Source organism: Acinetobacter sp. ATCC 27244 (genome assembly GCF_000156555.1).
Lineage (GTDB): Bacteria > Pseudomonadota > Gammaproteobacteria > Pseudomonadales > Moraxellaceae > Acinetobacter > Acinetobacter haemolyticus.
Genome location: NZ_GG665950.1, coordinates 286,051 through 302,741, shown reverse-complemented (window position 1 = coordinate 302,741; position 16,691 = coordinate 286,051). Strand labels below are relative to the sequence as shown.

13 protein-coding genes and 3 tRNA genes are annotated in these 16,691 nt (G+C 40.8%); 10 read left to right on the top strand and 6 right to left on the bottom strand.

What is annotated here, in order from left to right:
• Positions 1–444: 444 nt before the first annotated feature.
• The 4 genes from HMPREF0023_RS03640 to HMPREF0023_RS03625 all read left to right on the top strand — a co-directional run bounded on the left by HMPREF0023_RS03640 (position 445) and on the right by HMPREF0023_RS03625 (position 4,621).
• Positions 445–1,440: a tripartite tricarboxylate transporter substrate binding protein gene (locus HMPREF0023_RS03640; RefSeq protein WP_005086808.1), complete on the top strand. Its 996-nt coding sequence runs from the start codon at positions 445–447 to the stop codon at positions 1,438–1,440.
• Between the two features lie 96 nt (positions 1,441–1,536).
• Positions 1,537–1,980, top strand: a complete 444-nt coding sequence (locus HMPREF0023_RS03635) for a tripartite tricarboxylate transporter TctB family protein (RefSeq protein WP_008941222.1) — start codon at positions 1,537–1,539, stop codon at positions 1,978–1,980.
• A 14-nt stretch (positions 1,981–1,994) separates the two neighbouring features.
• Positions 1,995–3,491 (top strand): tripartite tricarboxylate transporter permease, encoded by a 1,497-nt coding sequence (locus tag HMPREF0023_RS03630; RefSeq protein ID WP_005086812.1) that lies wholly within the window; start codon positions 1,995–1,997, stop codon positions 3,489–3,491.
• Positions 3,492–3,556: 65 nt separating this feature from the next.
• Positions 3,557–4,621, top strand: coding sequence for an AbrB family transcriptional regulator (locus tag HMPREF0023_RS03625; protein WP_008941221.1), 1,065 nt, complete (start codon positions 3,557–3,559; stop codon positions 4,619–4,621).
• 19 nt (positions 4,622–4,640) lie between these two features.
• Here the strand turns inward: HMPREF0023_RS03625 and HMPREF0023_RS03620 are convergent.
• From HMPREF0023_RS03620 to HMPREF0023_RS03610, 3 genes are all read right to left on the bottom strand, one after another.
• A tRNA-Arg gene (locus HMPREF0023_RS03620) sits at positions 4,641–4,717 on the bottom strand.
• 47 nt (positions 4,718–4,764) lie between these two features.
• A tRNA-Arg gene (locus tag HMPREF0023_RS03615) sits at positions 4,765–4,841 on the bottom strand.
• Positions 4,842–4,852: 11 nt separating this feature from the next.
• Positions 4,853–4,942, bottom strand: a tRNA-Ser gene (locus tag HMPREF0023_RS03610).
• A gap of 258 nt (positions 4,943–5,200) precedes the next feature.
• On the opposite strand from HMPREF0023_RS03610, the gene rnr reads away from it, so the two are divergent.
• The 6 genes from rnr (at position 5,201) to HMPREF0023_RS03580 (ending at position 12,340) form a co-directional block, all read left to right on the top strand.
• Positions 5,201–7,639, top strand: a complete 2,439-nt coding sequence (gene rnr / locus HMPREF0023_RS03605; protein WP_008941219.1) for a ribonuclease R — start codon at positions 5,201–5,203, stop codon at positions 7,637–7,639.
• 191 nt (positions 7,640–7,830) lie between these two features.
• Positions 7,831–9,870 (top strand): M3 family metallopeptidase, encoded by a 2,040-nt coding sequence (locus tag HMPREF0023_RS03600; RefSeq protein ID WP_008941218.1) that lies wholly within the window; start codon positions 7,831–7,833, stop codon positions 9,868–9,870.
• A 38-nt stretch (positions 9,871–9,908) separates the two neighbouring features.
• A complete protein-coding gene (locus HMPREF0023_RS03595) occupies positions 9,909–10,115 on the top strand; it encodes a YheV family putative metal-binding protein (RefSeq protein ID WP_005086820.1) in 207 nt (68 codons plus the stop codon).
• A gap of 12 nt (positions 10,116–10,127) precedes the next feature.
• Complete coding sequence (locus HMPREF0023_RS03590; protein WP_005086822.1) at positions 10,128–10,577, top strand: hypothetical protein; 450 nt, start codon at positions 10,128–10,130, stop codon at positions 10,575–10,577.
• 61 nt (positions 10,578–10,638) lie between these two features.
• The gene (locus HMPREF0023_RS03585; protein WP_005088311.1) at positions 10,639–11,526 is read left to right on the top strand and encodes a DMT family transporter; all 888 of its coding nucleotides are present in this window, start codon (positions 10,639–10,641) and stop codon (positions 11,524–11,526) included.
• A 58-nt stretch (positions 11,527–11,584) separates the two neighbouring features.
• On the top strand, positions 11,585–12,340 hold the full coding sequence (locus HMPREF0023_RS03580; RefSeq protein ID WP_005088313.1) for a DUF2314 domain-containing protein: 756 nt from the start codon (positions 11,585–11,587) through the stop codon (positions 12,338–12,340).
• Between the two features lie 73 nt (positions 12,341–12,413).
• Here the strand turns inward: HMPREF0023_RS03580 and HMPREF0023_RS03575 are convergent, their stop codons facing one another.
• The 3 genes from HMPREF0023_RS03575 to HMPREF0023_RS03565 form a co-directional block, all read right to left on the bottom strand.
• Positions 12,414–14,624 carry a TRAP transporter large permease subunit gene (locus HMPREF0023_RS03575; RefSeq protein ID WP_004641016.1) on the bottom strand — a complete coding sequence of 737 codons (2,211 nt, stop codon included), beginning with the start codon at positions 14,622–14,624 and terminating at the stop codon, positions 12,414–12,416.
• A 177-nt stretch (positions 14,625–14,801) separates the two neighbouring features.
• The gene (gene rrtA, locus HMPREF0023_RS03570; RefSeq protein WP_004641018.1) at positions 14,802–15,383 is read right to left on the bottom strand and encodes a rhombosortase; all 582 of its coding nucleotides are present in this window, start codon (positions 15,381–15,383) and stop codon (positions 14,802–14,804) included.
• A gap of 127 nt (positions 15,384–15,510) precedes the next feature.
• Positions 15,511–16,554 carry a hypothetical protein gene (locus HMPREF0023_RS03565; RefSeq protein ID WP_004641019.1) on the bottom strand — a complete coding sequence of 348 codons (1,044 nt, stop codon included), beginning with the start codon at positions 16,552–16,554 and terminating at the stop codon, positions 15,511–15,513.
• Between the last annotated feature and the right edge of the window lie 137 nt (positions 16,555–16,691).

The window sequence follows — 16,691 nt, the reverse complement described above, 5'->3', positions numbered from 1 at the left end:
ATAAAAAACCATAAATAAACAATTAAACCCTAGAGCAAAATTTCAAAAAAAACAAAATAAAAAACAATTCAAACACCCCAGTAAGATAAATTAAAACACCTAATTCGTGCTTTAAAAGTTAAATTTAAAACAACAACCTTTAATAAAATATTTTTTATTTTATATAGTTAAACTCAAACATTTTTAAAATAAATTGCATGTAATTTGATATTTCTAAAATGAATCATCACAAGATATAAGTTGATGCTATGCTTTTTCTGTTTAATTTTATGATGAACACCCTGATTTAAAGTTATCAAAATGTGATAAAGAGCACCCCAGATTCCAAAAGAATAATGCTCAATTTTATGCATGTAACTTTATTTAATTATGGCAAAGAAGCCAATATAAATATGCACTATTATTGTGCGTATAAATATAATCGTTTATGGAGAAACATTTAAGATGTTAAGAGGAATTATATTAACCAGCACTTTAGTGACCTTAGGATTCGGTTTAACAGCATGTGGAAAAAATAAAGGTGAAGTTGGAGAACCCAAACGCCCAGAATGTATCGCCCCAGCAAAACCTGGCGGTGGTTTCGATCTCACATGTAAACTGGCACAAAATGCTTTCAAAGAAACCAAACTCTTAAATTCTCCTATGCGTGTAACCTATATGCCCGGTGGTGTAGGCGCTGTAGCATACAATAAAATCGTTGCTAACGACCCTGCGAATGACAATGCGATTGTTGCATTCTCTACCGGCTCATTACTCAACCTTGCCCAAGGAAAATTTGGCCAATATACGGAAAAAGATGTTCGCTGGTTAGCGATTGTCGGGACAGATTATGGCGTGGTTGCGGTCAATGCAGAATCTCCATATAAAAATCTTAACGACTTAGTTGCTGCACTCAAGAAAAATCCGAAATCCGTGAGCTTCGGCGCAGGTGGTAGTGTGGGCGGTCAGGACTGGATGCAAACTGCGATGCTTGCAAAAGCTGCAGGTGTAAATCCTAAAGACATGACATACATTGCCCTAGAAGGCGGCGGTGAGGCGGTAACATCTGTTCTGGGTAATCACATCCAAGTGGTCAGCGCTGGAATTGCTGAAGTCATCCCTCATATTAAATCAGGAAAAGTACGTGCTCTAGCCGTGTTTGCTCCTGAACGTCTACCAAATGAATTAGCAAACATTCCGACTGCAAAAGAACAAGGTTATGACATTCAATGGCCAGTTGTACGTGGATATTACGTTGGTCCAAAAGTCAGTGACGAAGCTTATCAATGGTGGAAAACTTCATTTGAAAAAATGATGCAAGATCCAAAATTTGAGCAATCACGTCAACAGTTTGAGCTACTCCCGCTCTCCATGACAGGTGAAGAATTAGATCAGTTTGTAATCCAACAAACCAATCAATTAAGAGCATTATCTAAAGAGTTCGACCTCGTTACAAAATAGCACTTAAAACCCAGAAAACATTTCAACCGCTGATCTTTCATAGAATGAAACTCAGGGTTGAAGTGTTCCTGAATTTTAATGAAAAAGGAATGATCTATGTCCGCAGAAAGGATTTTTTCAGGGACCTTAGGACTCGTCAGTCTTGGCCTACTCTACTTGGCTTGGGGCTATGTCGCACCCATTGCATATGACCCGTTAGGACCACGTCCTTATCCCGTACTCCTGTTATTACTTTTAATTTCATGTTGTTTATATCTTACCTTTAGACCTCGAAAACTCGCTGAATTTATTGATCTGGGATACACCCCATCCGTCTTAAAAAAAATCGGTTTGTTGATGCTGTTTATGCTGATTTATGCCGTTACTTTTGAGTTCTTAGGTTTCCCTATTGCAACAGCCATCATGTTTTTCCTTGTCGGCACCCTCTTCGGAGGAAGTTTAAAAGCATCACTAATCACAGGCATTGTTTTTGGCTGCCTCTTATATGGGTTATTTGACTACATATTAGATGTACCACTGCCATTAGGATTTTTTAGTTAATCAAGGAAGAATTAATGGACGTTTTTGAATATTTAATGTACGGCTTTCAAGTCGCATTAACCCCACAAAACCTATTCATTGCACTGATTGGTGCATTCATTGGTACGATTGTCGGCTTATTGCCTGGTCTCGGTCCAATTAACGGTGTTGCATTACTCCTTCCTTTTGCTTATGCCTTAGGACTCCCCCCTGAGAGTGCATTAATCTTACTGGCAGCCGTTTATCTCGGATGTGAATATGGTGGACGAATTTCCGCCATTCTAATCAATGTCCCCGGAGATGCAGCAGCAATTATGTCCACCATGGACGGTTACCCACTTGCTAAACAAGGAAAAGCAGGGATTGCGCTGTCGCTCTCGGCCATGAGCTCATTTATTGGCAGTTTAATTGCAATTATCGGGATCGTATTATTTGCTCCCCTTTTAGCAAAATGGGCAATTGTTTTCGGGCCAGCTGAATATTTCGTTTTAATGGTATTTGCTCTGACCTGTTTAAGTGGCCTCGTGGGTGATCAACCGATTAAAACAGCCGTAGCAGCCTTGATCGGATTACTGTTTGCTACCGTTGGTGTCGATGCAGTGACAGGTGTCTATCGCTTTACATTTGACTCAGTAAACCTCAGTGATGGCGTTCAGTTCACTACCATCGTGATCGGTTTTTTCAGTATCAGTGAAATTCTGATTATGTTAGAAAAAACAGCGATTGGACAGAAAGCACTTGGACAAGGTAAACGCAGTCTTTTCAACCTAAAAGAATTTTTGTTCACCCTAAAAACCACGATTCGTAGTTCGCTACTGGGCTTCATTGTCGGCATTTTACCGGGCGCAGGCGCAACAATTGCCAGTGCAATGTCTTATACCAGCGAACGAAAACTTGCGGGAAAAGATGGAAAATTTGGTGACGGCGATTTACGTGGTATTGCAGCACCTGAAGCAGCCAATAATGCTTCGGCATGTGGTTCATTTATTCCAATGTTAACTCTAGGTGTACCTGGTTCAGGTACCACAGCTGTGATGTTAGGTGCATTAACGCTTTACAATATTACGCCTGGTCCACAGTTATTCACTGAACAACCAACGATTGTTTGGGGACTAATTGCATCATTATTCATTGCCAGTATTTTATTATTGATCATGAATATTTCATTGGTACGTTTCTTTGCCAAGTTGTTGAGCGTTCCAAACTTTATTCTTCTTCCTGCAATCGCAGCAGTCAGCTTCGTTGGTGTGTATGCAATACATAGCACCGTATTCGACTTGGTTCTGATGGTTGGATTGGGTATTTTTGGTTATATTTTACGTAAACTCAACTTCCCATTATCCGCCCTGATCTTAGGCTTTGTTTTGGGTGAGCTTATGGAGTCAAGCTTACGTCGCGCACTGTCTATTTCTCAAGGTGAATTGTCAATCTTGTTCGATGGCTACATCACCAAAGTATTGTGGATTTTAGCAGGTATCATGATCGTACTTCCTTTAATCCGCTGGTTACGTAACCGTCACAGAGCGATTTAAATAATGTTGACCGATAGAGAATAAAATCTATCGGTCATTTACCTTTTATTTATGCGATTTGATTTATGCAATTGTATCTAAAGTATGCTTTGAGTCTAAGCCTTGCATTTTTAGGTGCACTTGTTGCACAGTGGCTACACTTACCTATTCCATGGCTGCTCGGGCCATTATTCACCACCGCTCTTCTTAAAATAAATCACGCTCCCATCGAATGTCATAATTCTGCACGCAGTATTGGACTATCCATCATAGGACTCACGCTCGGTTTATATTTCACACCAGAGATGATTCACCTAATCGCATCACATTGGCTGGTATTACTGATCGGCCTGTTGTTTGCATTATTACTCGGTGCAATCGGTGCCTTTATATTGCAACGCTGGGCAAAAGTCGACTTTAAAACCGCATGGTTTGCTTCTGCAATTGGTGGGGCAAATGAGATGTCTCATCTCGCAGAACACTATCAGGCACGCGTTGATCAAGTTGCATCAGCTCATACATTACGCGTATTAATGGTGGTGGTGATTGTGCCTTTCTTTTACCAATTTATGGGCTGGCATGGTTTTGATACGGATCAAATCGCAAAACATCTCGAAGTGAACTGGTTTGGTTTTTTCAGCTTGGTCTTGATCTCTTATATTGCCAGTCGTATTTTTATTCAGTTTAAACTCCCTAATCCATGGACCTTTGGTGCATTATTGGTTGCTATCTTCTTTACAGCACAAGATATTCATCTATCCGCAATTCCGACACCGATTATTCATCTAGGACAAGTCTTACTCGGTTGGTCATTAGGTAATAAATTTAAACCTGGATTTTTTAAAACCGCCCCGCGTTATTTAAGCATTGTGGCACTTTGTAATCTAGGCGCATTATTCTTAACTGGGCTGCTAGCTTATACACTGATGCAATGGACGGATCTTCCTATCGCCACCCTTGGTTTAGGACTTGCGCCCGGTGGTGTCGCTGAAATGACGATCACAGCCAAGGTTCTGCAACTCGGTGTTCCAATCGTGACTGCATTTCATGTGGTTCGTATGGTAGGTGTCTTGGGAACAGTCGGATATTTATATCTTTTCTTCGATAAAATACTACAAAAGAAAATTCAGACACAAAAAAACCGCAATTAAGCGGTTTATTTCATTAAGTTGGTGCGCTCAGAGAGATTCGAACTCCCGACCCCTTAGTTCGTAGCCAAGTGCTCTATCCAGCTGAGCTATGAGCGCATTACTTATGTGCCTATGCAGGCGTGTGTTACTTTTAAATCTTTACTTGGTGCGCTCAGAGAGATTCGAACTCCCGACCCCTTAGTTCGTAGCCAAGTGCTCTATCCAGCTGAGCTATGAGCGCCTTAAGTAAAGTGGCGGTGAGAGAGGGATTCGAACCCTCGATACAGTTACCCGTATGCATCCTTAGCAGGGATGTGGTTTCAGCCACTCACCCATCTCACCGTAACACGAGCGCAATAATACAAACTAAATCCCCATTACACAAGGGAAGAACCCTATTTTTTCTGTTTTTTTAAATCAATCAAATATTTTTTAAACAATTTTGGTATTTTTTCAGCATTTTTTTGCTTTTCACTTGTTAATATAGGCATCTCTTTTATACAGATCCATGACATAAACACAATCTTGCAATCTTTGACGTGCAGTCTAAGTTTGAATGTCTTATGCTAAAGTGATCTGCCAGATGTGAAATGAAACGATATGACTACAAATTGGGTTGATCCCGAAGCAAAAGCAGAAGCTGAACGTTACGATAATCCTATTCCGAGCCGAACTCTTATTCTTACTACATTAGAACAATTAAAAACTGCGCAATCTCACGCAGAACTCGTTGAGCATTTTAATATTCAAGACCAAAAAAGTATTGATGCCTTGAACCATCGTTTAAGTGCGATGGTTCGCGATGGTCAACTGATGAAGGATGGTTTTAAATATCAGCCCTCAACAGATGCGCCTAGCTACGAAGCAACGGTTTATATCAATAGTAAAGGTTTAGGTACTGCAAATATCGCGGGACAAGATGATGTCCTCTTACCTGAACGTGAGTTGCGTCTCGTTTTTAATGGTGACCGCGTTAAAGTACGTCAGACTTCAGTTGATCGCAAAGGTAAAGCTTGGGGCTTCATTACTGAAGTGGTACAGCGCCGCGTGAAACAAATCATTGGTAAAGTGGCTGAACATCAAGGTGAATACTTTATTCAACCAAGTAATCCAAATCAGCATCAACCGATTACCCTAGAAAAAGAACTGATTGAACATGCCAATGCCAAAGTTGGTGATATGTTACGTGTTGCGATTGATGATTATCCAACTCGTGAAGAGCTTGCAACTGGTCACGTGGTTCAATCCATGGCAGACAAAGCGGATACTGAAATTATTATCCCGCAAACAATTTTAGAATTTGGTTTGCCTTATGAATTTCCAGAAGCAGTGATTAAAGAAGCTGAAAGCTTTAAAGAACCTTCTGCACAAGACATAAAAAATCGCGTTGATTTACGAGATCTGCCACTGGTCACTATTGATGGTGAAGATGCACGCGACTTTGATGATGCTGTGTATGCGGAGAAGCGCCCAGGAGGCGGTTACCGTGTTGTGGTGGCAATCGCAGATGTAAGCCATTATGTTCGTTTAGAGTCGCCATTAAACGAAGAAGCGGAAGATCGTGGCACATCGGTTTATTTCCCGCACTTCGTCCTGCCAATGTTACCAGAAGCCTTGTCGAATGGATTGTGTTCTCTAAATCCGCATGTAGACCGTTTATGTATGGTTTGTGATTTAAAACTATCACGTGCAGGTAAAGTGACAGGTTATGAGTTCTATCCTGCGGTTATGCATTCCAAAGCACGTTTGACCTACACCCAAGTTGGTCAATATTTTGAAGGTGCAACAGATGCGATTCCTGAAGACAAGACCATTCATAAATCACTAAACACACTATTCCAACTCTATCAAACGCTTAAAGGCCTCCGAGCTGAACGTCATGCAATGGAATTTGAAACCATTGAAACCTACATGACCTTTGACGAGTTAGGTGGAATCAAGGAAATCTTGCCACGCACACGTAACGATGCACATAAACTCATTGAAGAATGTATGTTATTGGCTAACGTTGCGGCTGCAGAGTATTGCTTAGAACACGATATTCCGATGCTTTATCGTGTACATGAAGCACCGGAGTTTTCACGTATTCAAAAAGTTCGTGATTTTGTGAAGTTGCTTGGTTTACCGTTCCCTGAACAGCCAACACAAGCGGATTATCAACGTGTTATTGAAGCAACTAAAGATCGTTTAGATGCACCAAGTATTCATGCCGTTTTGTTACGCTCGATGATGCAAGCTTATTATGGTGCGAAGAACTCAGGACACTACGGTCTTGCTTATGAGGCGTATACGCACTTCACTTCACCAATTCGTCGTTATCCTGACTTGCTCTTACACCGTGCGATCAAGGCTTATTTACAACAAAAACCTTATCCATTGTCAGGTGCGGCGCTCGATGATGCAGGCGAGCATTTCTCACAAACAGAACGTCGTGCTGACGAAGCTTCACGCAGTGTAACCACATGGCTGAAATGTCACTACATGCAACAACATCTAGGCGATGAATTCGTTGGGGTGATCAGTGCCGTGACTGAGTTTGGTCTATTTGTTACCCTTAAAGATCTCTATGTCGATGGCATGATTCATGTGAGTCAATTAGGTGAAGACTTCTTCCTCTATGATCAAGCCAGCCAAAGTTTAATCGGACAGAACCGTGGACAATCGTTTAGCCTCGGTGATGAAGTCAAGATTCAGGTTGCAGGCGTGAATCTAGAGGAACGTAAGATCGACTTCCAATTGGTACAACAGTTGACTCATTTGGGTCGTGTAATTCGCCAAAAAGCACCTCGTACTGCGAATCCTTCTAGCTCGAATCGTGCGTCAACAACTGAAGAAGTATTCGGCAAAGCACCTTCATCTACGAAAGCTAAAGTCAGTGAAGACGGCGAAAAGCCTGTGCGTAAGAAAAAGGATAAGAACAAACCAAGTTCTTATAGCAAAAAGCCAGCTAAAAAGGCTTCGGCTAAGCCTGATACGAAAGAAAAGGCCAAAAAGAAAGTGAAAAAGAAAAAGTCGAATGCGAAAGCAAAGGCTGAGTAATTGATAAAAGATAAGAGAGCTTCGGCTCTCTTATTTTTTCGATTTGAAGCATGTGCTCGCCATCTATATCAATAAACAAAATTGAATTAACAACAAAACAATCATCTAATAAATCATGAATCAACCTTGATTTCCGTGCTTGTAAGCCTTACATCTATAACTATGTTTAAAGATGATATGGCAAAAATACAATGACACTACAGCAAGCAACACTTCCCACTCCCCAGTTTAATCAAATCCAACTTGCCGACTTAAAACAACAGATTGAAAGCACCATTCAAAATGGTCAAAACTTCTTAAATCAACTCAATGAAGCTCCTCAAGACATCGAAGCACAACTTGCAACGCTGACTGAAGTCGATCAGCTTGAAAATAACATGAGTGAATCATGGGGCATTTTGTCACACCTCAATGCGGTCATGAACAATGCCGAAACCCGTGAAGTGTATCAATCACTTTTACCGAGTTTAAGCGAATACTACACTCAGCTTGGACAGCACACGGCATTATATCAAACCTATCAACAGATACATGACAGCGCTGCGTTCCAAAGTCTGAGCGAAGCTCAACAAAGTGCCATTAAACTCGCTTTACGTGATTTCAAACTTTCAGGCGTTGCACTTGAAGGCGAAGCCAAAAAACGTTATGCGGAAATCTCAGCACGTTTATCACAACTGTCTTCAGATTTCTCTAACCATGTACTCGATGCAACGCAAGCTTATTTCAAAGCATTAACAGAAGAACAACTCAAAGGCTTACCACAAAGCAGTATTGAACTATTAAAGCAATATGGACAACAGCGTGAGCTTGATCAAGCCGTTGCCACACTCGACTTCCCTGCTTATTTTGCGATTATGACCTATGCTGATGATCGCGAACTTAGAGAGGAGCTGTATAAAGCCTACGTGACTCGTGCCTCAGAGCAATCTGACAAGACTGAATTTGATAATACTCCTGTGATGGAAGAAATTCTGAGCTTACGTCAAGAGATGGCACAACTACTTGGCTTTAACAATTTTGCTGAATACTCCTTGGCCAGCAAAATGGCACCTAACGTCGAAACCGTCGATAAATTCCTAGTGGATTTGGCAGAACATGCACGCACACCTGCTCTTGCCGAAATCGCTGAACTCAAAGCAATTGCACAACAGGATGGTATCGAAGAACTCAAACCGTGGGATGCCACCTATTATTCTGAAAAGCTGAAACAACAGCAATTCAACTTGTCTCAAGAAGCACTTAAACCCTATTTCCCAGCTCCAAAAGTTGTGGACGGTTTATTCCAGATTGTGCAACGTCTTTATGGTATCCAGATCGTTGAACGTCAGGCACCTGTTTGGCAAAATGATGTGCGTTATTTTGAAATTGAAGATCAAGGTCAAGTGGTGGGTGGTTTCTACTTCGATTTATATGCCCGCAATGGCAAACGCGGTGGCGCATGGATGAGCGGCTTCCGTTCCCGCGTACAAACCACAAATGGACTGCAAAAACCAATTTGCTATATGGTGTGTAACTTTACACCACCGATTGGCGATCAGCCTGCCCTGCTTACGCATGATGAAGTGATTACCCTATTCCATGAATTTGGTCATGGCTTACATCACATGCTCACCGAAGTGGATAATATCTCGGTTGCAGGCACACACGGCGTTGCATGGGATGCAGTGGAGTTACCAAGCCAGTTCATGGAGTTTTGGGCATGGGACAATGAAAGTTTAGATGTACTTAGCGAGCATATTGAAACCAAGCAAACCTTGCCGCAAGAATTGTTAACTGCATTGTTGAATGCGCGTTTCTTCCAATCAGGTATGCAAACACTACGTCAAATCGAATTTGCACTATTTGACCTCACTATTCACCGTCAATCGCCCGCTTTAAATAGCGAGCAAATCCAAGCGACTTTAGATGACATTCGAGCGAAATTTTCGGTTGTTCCTACTGTTGCTTATAACCGTTTCCAACACAGTTTTAGTCATATTTTTGCAGGTGGCTATGCTGCAGGTTATTACTCATATAAATGGGCAGAAGTTTTAGCCAGTGATGCCTTTGACCGATTCGAAAATGAAGGTATTTTTAACACAGAGACTGGAAAAGAATTTCGAAAGTTTATTCTAGCAGTTGGCGGAAAAGATACAGCACTTGATGCGTTTCGCAATTTCAGAAAAAGAGAACCAAAAATAGATGCATTATTGCGTCATCAAGGTTGGACGAAGACAGATAAAACCGCTTAAACTACGTCATTATTGTTCACAGGATGGTATTAACTGACATGAAAAGACAATTCATCGCGGGCGCTAAATGCCCAAAATGTGGGGCTTTGGATCGTGTCGTTAAAATCATTACTGTGGATGACGAGTGGATTGAATGTATCGAATGTGCTTATAGCGAAAAACGTCCGACCCATGTGGAAGAGTCGCAACCCGCTGAGCCAGATGAAATTGGGGTGATACAGTTCAAACCTCGTCATTTTGACTAGAAGGTTAAAAAAATGACGTCACCAGCCCAAACAAGCAACTCCAAATTATTATGGATGATCATTGGTGGGATTAGCCTCGTTGTGCTGATATTTTTTACTGCACAGTGGCTGTTATCTAACCATACAGCAGAAACTGAAACAGCTGTAAGCCAACCCCATCCTGTAACGACTTCATTAGAAAATGTCGAAGCCGCTAGCGCTGCGATGATGAGTCATGTAAATGAGGAAAGTGACCCAGCTCCGATTCAACTGGTTGAAGAATCAATACTCAAAGCAGCTGTGCCAAACAATGAAAGCCTAGCAAAAGAAGAAATTGCTAAATTAGATGATATTCAACACCAGCTCAAAGATCAGAAACAAGAGTTACAAGCCCAACACCACGATGCTGATACTTTAATAAAACTCAAAGAAGAACAAATCAAACTATTAGAAGCACAACTGCTCCAAACACAAGCATCGTAAAACAGCTTTTAAGCTATTCAATTTGCTAGAATGTGATCATCCCTTCTAGCATTTTTATTTTATGCCTATCGTCAGTCAACGTCACCCTGTCGTTCTTGCAATCGCATGCCTGACGTTTTCAGCTTTTTTATTCTCACTTATGGGCATATGCATCCGTTTTGCATCACATACCATCGATAACTACACCATTGTCTTTTTCAGAAACTTAGTTGGATTGATACTGTTCTTACCTTTCATTTATAGACAAGGCACCGATTTTGTCAAAACAGAAAAAATCTGGATGCATACTTGGCGAAGTATTATTGGATTAGCTGCAATGTACGGTTTCTTTTATGCAATTGCTCATCTTGAATTATCCAATGCGATGGTCTTTACCTACTCTTCCCCAATCTTTATTCCTTTTATTGCATGGCTCTTTCTTAAAGAACGTATCAGCACGCTAATGCTTTGCGCGGCAGCACTCGGTTTTATTGGGGTATTTTTTGTGGCAAAGCCTGATCAAGGGCTATTGAACTGGTTATCAATCATTGGAATCACCTCTAGTTTATGTGCAGCGATGGCATTTGTGACTGTCCGCGCGCTTACCCAGACCGAGCCCCCAGAGCGCATCGTATTTTATTTTTGCTTTATCGGTGCTCTACTCTCAGGCATCCCGATGTTTTGGGTTTGGCGCCCCTATCAACTTGAAGAATTATTCTTTCTGATTGCGGCTGGTGTACTCGCCAATGTTAGTCAACTATTTATGTCACATGCGTATCGTCTAGCGCCAGCAGGTCAGATCGCTCCAATCAACTATGTCGCGATTATCTTTGCAGGTATCTGGGGCTTTTTACTTTGGCACGAATTACCTGATACCTACAGTCTAATTGGTTTTGGCTTTATTTTGATTGCGATCTTTTTATGTAGTCCACTTACACAAACCTATAAGAAATGGCGTTTTAAACTTTAACAATACGCTACTCTTTTGAATAAAATTGCAACGATACAAATTAGGAAAATTCAAACTCATGAATATAAGAAATACCGTTTTTGTAAATGAATCTCCTGAAATGATTTCAGCATTCAATAAAGCTCAAGAAACCTTTAAATATTTTTGGCGAGAACTTTCTTGGGAATATCGCAGAATAATTCCTGCTTTTGATCTTGCTTATGTTAAATGTGCATTCATCCAAGAACACAGCGACTCATCGGACTCACCACTAGTTGAGTATATGTGGATAAACCAAATTGATTTTGATGGGACCACAATCTCTGGCCAGTTAATAAATCAACCAAACTATATCGACAATGTACAAGCTGGTGACATTATAGCGCAACCTTTTGAGGCGATCGTAGACTGGATGTTTTTAACTCAAGATCAGGTTTATGGTGGCTTTACTATTCAAGAATATCGTAAACAATTAAATGATTCTGAGCGAAAAGAATATGATGAATCTTGGGGAATAAATTTCGGTGATCCCAACAATATCTTATTTGTCTATGATCAAGAGGAACACCCTGAAAACTTAATTGAACATCCCATGTGCGAAAAGATGTTAGATAGTTTTTTAAACTTTATCCAAACCAATCCAACCGTAATTCATGAAAGAGATGATCACGGCAATCAATTATTACATCGAGAAGCTATTGCGGGTAATTTCTTAATTATTCAAGCATTACTGCAACATAATCTAGATAAGTCAGCACTGAATAACCAATCTATGACCGCCTCAGACCTAGCCCTTAAAATGGGATGGGAAAATATTGCAAAGTTATTGGCGTAGCTTTGATCTATCCATCATATTCCCTATTCTGTATACATAAAAAAGCACCCGAAGGTGCTTTTTTATTCACTGCTTATTGGTACCAACCAAACAACTTAAAGTAATAAGGAATATACGCAACAATCAGGATTGCTGGGACCATTACCAATAATGGCAATATCCAACGTTCGAAACGATAGTAGAAGGACAAATGCTTCACTTCTTCGTCGGCTGCTCGTACTTCATCATCACCAATTGCTTGTCGTGCCAACAAGTGATTCAAGGCAACAGGTGGTGTGACATAACCTAGCTCGAAGCCAATCAATGCAATCATCCAGAAGTGAACAGGATCTATACCATATTGATAAGCCACTGGTGCAACCGTTGCGGAAATCAAAATTACCGCACCAAATGGATCCATGATCATCCCTACGAGAACCATGAACACAACCACTAAACTGATCACAATAAACATACTACTGATGTCACGCGGGAATGCTTCCATCACTTCAATATGTTCTAAGAAACCACCTACGCTGACAGACAATGCCATAAGGATAATCAAGGCACCAATATGACCGACTGTTTCAGTTGTTGAGAGATGTAAAGCTTTTCCAAATGGAACTTTACGCTCTGGGTTGCGAGGATCATCTGCAGGATTCACTTTCGGTGTAGGTTGTGAACCATCTGGCGGCGCAGTATACGTGTTTAAAGTACTGTCCCAATGCCCGACTGGTGCTAGTGGTGCAGGTTCTTTACGTAACTTATCAAACAATACCATCAGCAATAGAATTACTGGCATCATCACTGGTGCTGTAAATTCATTTAGATCCGTTGACAATGCATGCTTGTAGAATAACCAAATCAGAATAAAGATTACGATATATGGTGCTACAGGAACAAACGCACGCAATGATTTAGGCAAAGCAATTTTCGGCGGTGAAATGCGGAATTTTTGCTCTGCAAAGAACAAAGAAATGATTAAGAACAAGGTTGAAGTCAATAAGAAGACATACATACCATGTGTATAAAGTAAATCAGTTGTCACTTCTTTATTTAAAGAGGCTACGACAACGATTAATAAACATGGACGTAATACCACACCCAATGAACCAGAGAGTGCTGTTGCTGCCAATGCAAACTGACGACGACCACCAGCATTCCACACTTCTTTATAAATAATCGCACCGGCTGCAATAACGAAGATACCAGATGCCCCTGTATAGGCGGTTGGTAATGCAGCTGCAATCAAAATTAACCATGTTAAGGTTTCTGGCGCTAAGTTCCACGGACGTAAAATATTTAAGAATAAATCAACAATACGTGTCTGCTTAAGCAACATACCTGCCCAAATAAACAAGGCAAGATTTAAGAAGATATTTGAAAACTCAACCAACTGACCAAGATAGATCCCTTGCCCCATTGGATAATCCATGAAGAAGGTAAATGCCACCCCTGTAATAATCGCCATATAAGCATATAACGGGATACTCAAGAAGGCTAAACCAACATTACCTCCTTCACGAGTTGGCGGTGGTGATTTAATCAAATGGAATAGACTAATTAAGGTCAATGATCCAAATAAAATCATCCATAACCAATAAATCACATTCATGCCAGAGGCAAAAGGTACACCAGAATTAAGTACCGAGTTGTATTGGCTAATCACAGAAGAAGTAAGTAAACCATTACCTAATACCATTGCCGTATTATAAATACGGAAATCGATTCTAGTGGCTGGACTACGTAAACCAATATGATGTGATTTAATCGTGGCGCTAATAGCAGCAAATACCACCATAATGACTAACAATAATGCACGATTTTCAGAGCCAAATTTAAAGATGCCGAAAAAGGACGTCTCTATCGTACGATAGGTACGAACACTCGGATTCGCTTCAATATGCGCCATTGCTTTATCATAGAAGACATATTTTTCTTCACACTGTTGTTGTGCAGCCAGTAATGAAGAACGAACATCAGATTCTGAAGCAACACCAAACATGCTTGCAAACTCATCCGCAGCATTGATCTTCATTTGCTCTTGAACTTGTGCATCGATATTTGGGTTACGATCACAGGTTGGCTTACTCGGTTCAGCCCGTAGAAACGAATATTGCATCCCAATATTCGGATCGCCGTACAGACGTTCACCCATACGTAATAACTGCCCATGGATCATCTCACCCGTACCAATCACGAGTGTTACTAAGAGTAAGATGAGAATAACAAAGGCTGATATCCACTCTGTCCAGATATAACTCAGTAGACCTAATCCAGACTTTTTCTCTTGATCATTTTGCATGTCTATTCCAATTTATTGTTATCAACATCCATCCAAAGATGTTGAATCATGCGATGTCTATGGTTGATAGATAAATGAATTTACCCTCTTAACACCAATCCCTTTTAAACCGCCTAAATTTGCAGCAATCTTTCGCTAAAAAAAATGGCTACAATTATTTTTTTATGGACTTTATTATCAATGTGTCTGTTCTTTATCTTTCCCAACTAAAAGTAAATAACCTGATCCACACAACACACCTCCAATTGCACCAATCAAATGTGCTTCGGTTAAAACAGGGCTACCAATCAACTGTGCTGTTCCTGATTGTCCAAAAGTATTTTCCCAAATCAATTTTGCAGCGATCAGAACTAACACCAACACCGCAAACTTGCGCTCATTTTGATATTGCAGATAAACAATACTGACCGCGGTATAGAGACCATGTAAAACACCAGATAATCCAGCATAGGCATCGATATAAGGTAAATAATAATAAAAAACCAGACTAATAAATGGAGGAAGAAGCAATAATAAAGCAACCAGATGCCAATTACGCACATGTGGAAAAATGAAAGGCAAACATGCAAAAGCCAACATATTCAATAAGAAATGCATCCAACCAACATGCACCCAGTGTGCAGTCCACAACCGCCAAAACTCGGTTAATAGACTGGATTTCCAATAAATGAAATGATCAGCAAATACTTGCAAACATGCTGCCACTGACACACAGACAGCGATCAAAATGACTTTCCGTATCCATATTTGATCTTTCATTTATGCACCTCTCTGGAGAAAACAGACCTTTTACGATTTACAGATCATAGATAACTTGCTTAATCCATATTGTAAAAGGTCGTTTAATTCAGGTTACTTCATCATATTGCGTCTGTAGAACAGATGCTTACTCACCACCATCAAATAAATCATCTAGCTCAGATGAACTTTCTTTGGTTTCATCCCAGAATGAAGACAAACCTTCATCACTCGCTCTTACGCCCGTATTTTCAGTCCAATAACGATCCGCAATCCCTTTCACCATGGCACCCGCCATTTGGTCAATCAATTTGAACTGAGGATTTGCGGGTTTATCTTCACCTGTTGCAGCAGCATAAGAGCGCAGAGCATCACGCATTTTTACATCATCGCCACTTGCCTGCGCTGCCACAGCATATAACGCATGGGCTAAACGAACGCCTTTCTTTTCACCGATTTGCATAGACTGTTTGATGGTTGCATAAGGTTCAGGCTTGCCATCACCAGCACCAGGTAAGAGTGTCCAGATCACAGCACGGGTTGCCATTGGCGCACCCCAATACTTTTCATTGTCTAAACATGCCATACCACGTTCAACGATACCTGCAATATCTTTAGGCACGTGAACCGCACCACCAGAGTTAATATCATTGGTCATTGCTTGTAAACCACTGACCATCCCTAGTAGGTAAACGGTTTGATCTAGATCATTTCGCATCGTCGGACACGAATCACCTAATTTATATTTATATTTGCTTTCCCAACGATTTGCGAATAATTGATAACCTGCATATTGACGCTCTGCTGCTAGTGCAGCCCAGCGCTTTTGCTCAATACGGGCATCCTGTGCTTCAGAAACTTGTCCTGATTTTGCAGCACGTAAATAACGCAATTCAGCTTCTAATGCTTTATTTTCTGCACACATCCCCGCCGCAGAATACATCAGAACAGCCATACGCGTCGGATCAGCCCCCATATCTTTGGTGGACATAATTGCTGGAGTTAAAGCATTACCCGTATTACACACCATATCTGCATCGTCCATTGCGAGAATTGGTGGTACGATATGCCGTTCACTAAAACCTAATGCAACATTGGCCCCTGTTTTAATGACGTAAGAACATCCCGTTAACATTGATGTTGTGAATAATGCGACCGCCACACCTTGTCCAATTTTTTGGAATTTAGACATGCTTCCTGTCCTCTAATTAATTTGTTTTTCCTTTTAGTTGTACCTTATCAGATGCCATACCCGAGTTAAAGAGTAATTGCTCTAATTTTGATAGGGTTATTTTGACACACTTCACAGAACAAAGAATTGACAGATAT

Coding starts and splice junctions, on each gene's coding strand:
- HMPREF0023_RS03590 (WP_005086822.1), top strand. CDS start 10,128: ATGACGTCACCAGCCCAAACAAGCAACTCCAAATTATTATGGATGATC.
- HMPREF0023_RS03635 (WP_008941222.1), top strand. CDS start 1,537: ATGTCCGCAGAAAGGATTTTTTCAGGGACCTTAGGACTCGTCAGTCTT.
- HMPREF0023_RS03580 (WP_005088313.1), top strand. CDS start 11,585: ATGAATATAAGAAATACCGTTTTTGTAAATGAATCTCCTGAAATGATT.
- HMPREF0023_RS03640 (WP_005086808.1), top strand. CDS start 445: ATGTTAAGAGGAATTATATTAACCAGCACTTTAGTGACCTTAGGATTC.
- rnr (WP_008941219.1), top strand. CDS start 5,201: ATGACTACAAATTGGGTTGATCCCGAAGCAAAAGCAGAAGCTGAACGT.
- HMPREF0023_RS03565 (WP_004641019.1), bottom strand. CDS start 16,554: ATGTCTAAATTCCAAAAAATTGGACAAGGTGTGGCGGTCGCATTATTC.
- rrtA (WP_004641018.1), bottom strand. CDS start 15,383: ATGAAAGATCAAATATGGATACGGAAAGTCATTTTGATCGCTGTCTGT.
- HMPREF0023_RS03630 (WP_005086812.1), top strand. CDS start 1,995: ATGGACGTTTTTGAATATTTAATGTACGGCTTTCAAGTCGCATTAACC.
- HMPREF0023_RS03575 (WP_004641016.1), bottom strand. CDS start 14,624: ATGCAAAATGATCAAGAGAAAAAGTCTGGATTAGGTCTACTGAGTTAT.
- HMPREF0023_RS03600 (WP_008941218.1), top strand. CDS start 7,831: ATGACACTACAGCAAGCAACACTTCCCACTCCCCAGTTTAATCAAATC.
- HMPREF0023_RS03595 (WP_005086820.1), top strand. CDS start 9,909: ATGAAAAGACAATTCATCGCGGGCGCTAAATGCCCAAAATGTGGGGCT.
- HMPREF0023_RS03585 (WP_005088311.1), top strand. CDS start 10,639: ATGCCTATCGTCAGTCAACGTCACCCTGTCGTTCTTGCAATCGCATGC.
- HMPREF0023_RS03625 (WP_008941221.1), top strand. CDS start 3,557: ATGCAATTGTATCTAAAGTATGCTTTGAGTCTAAGCCTTGCATTTTTA.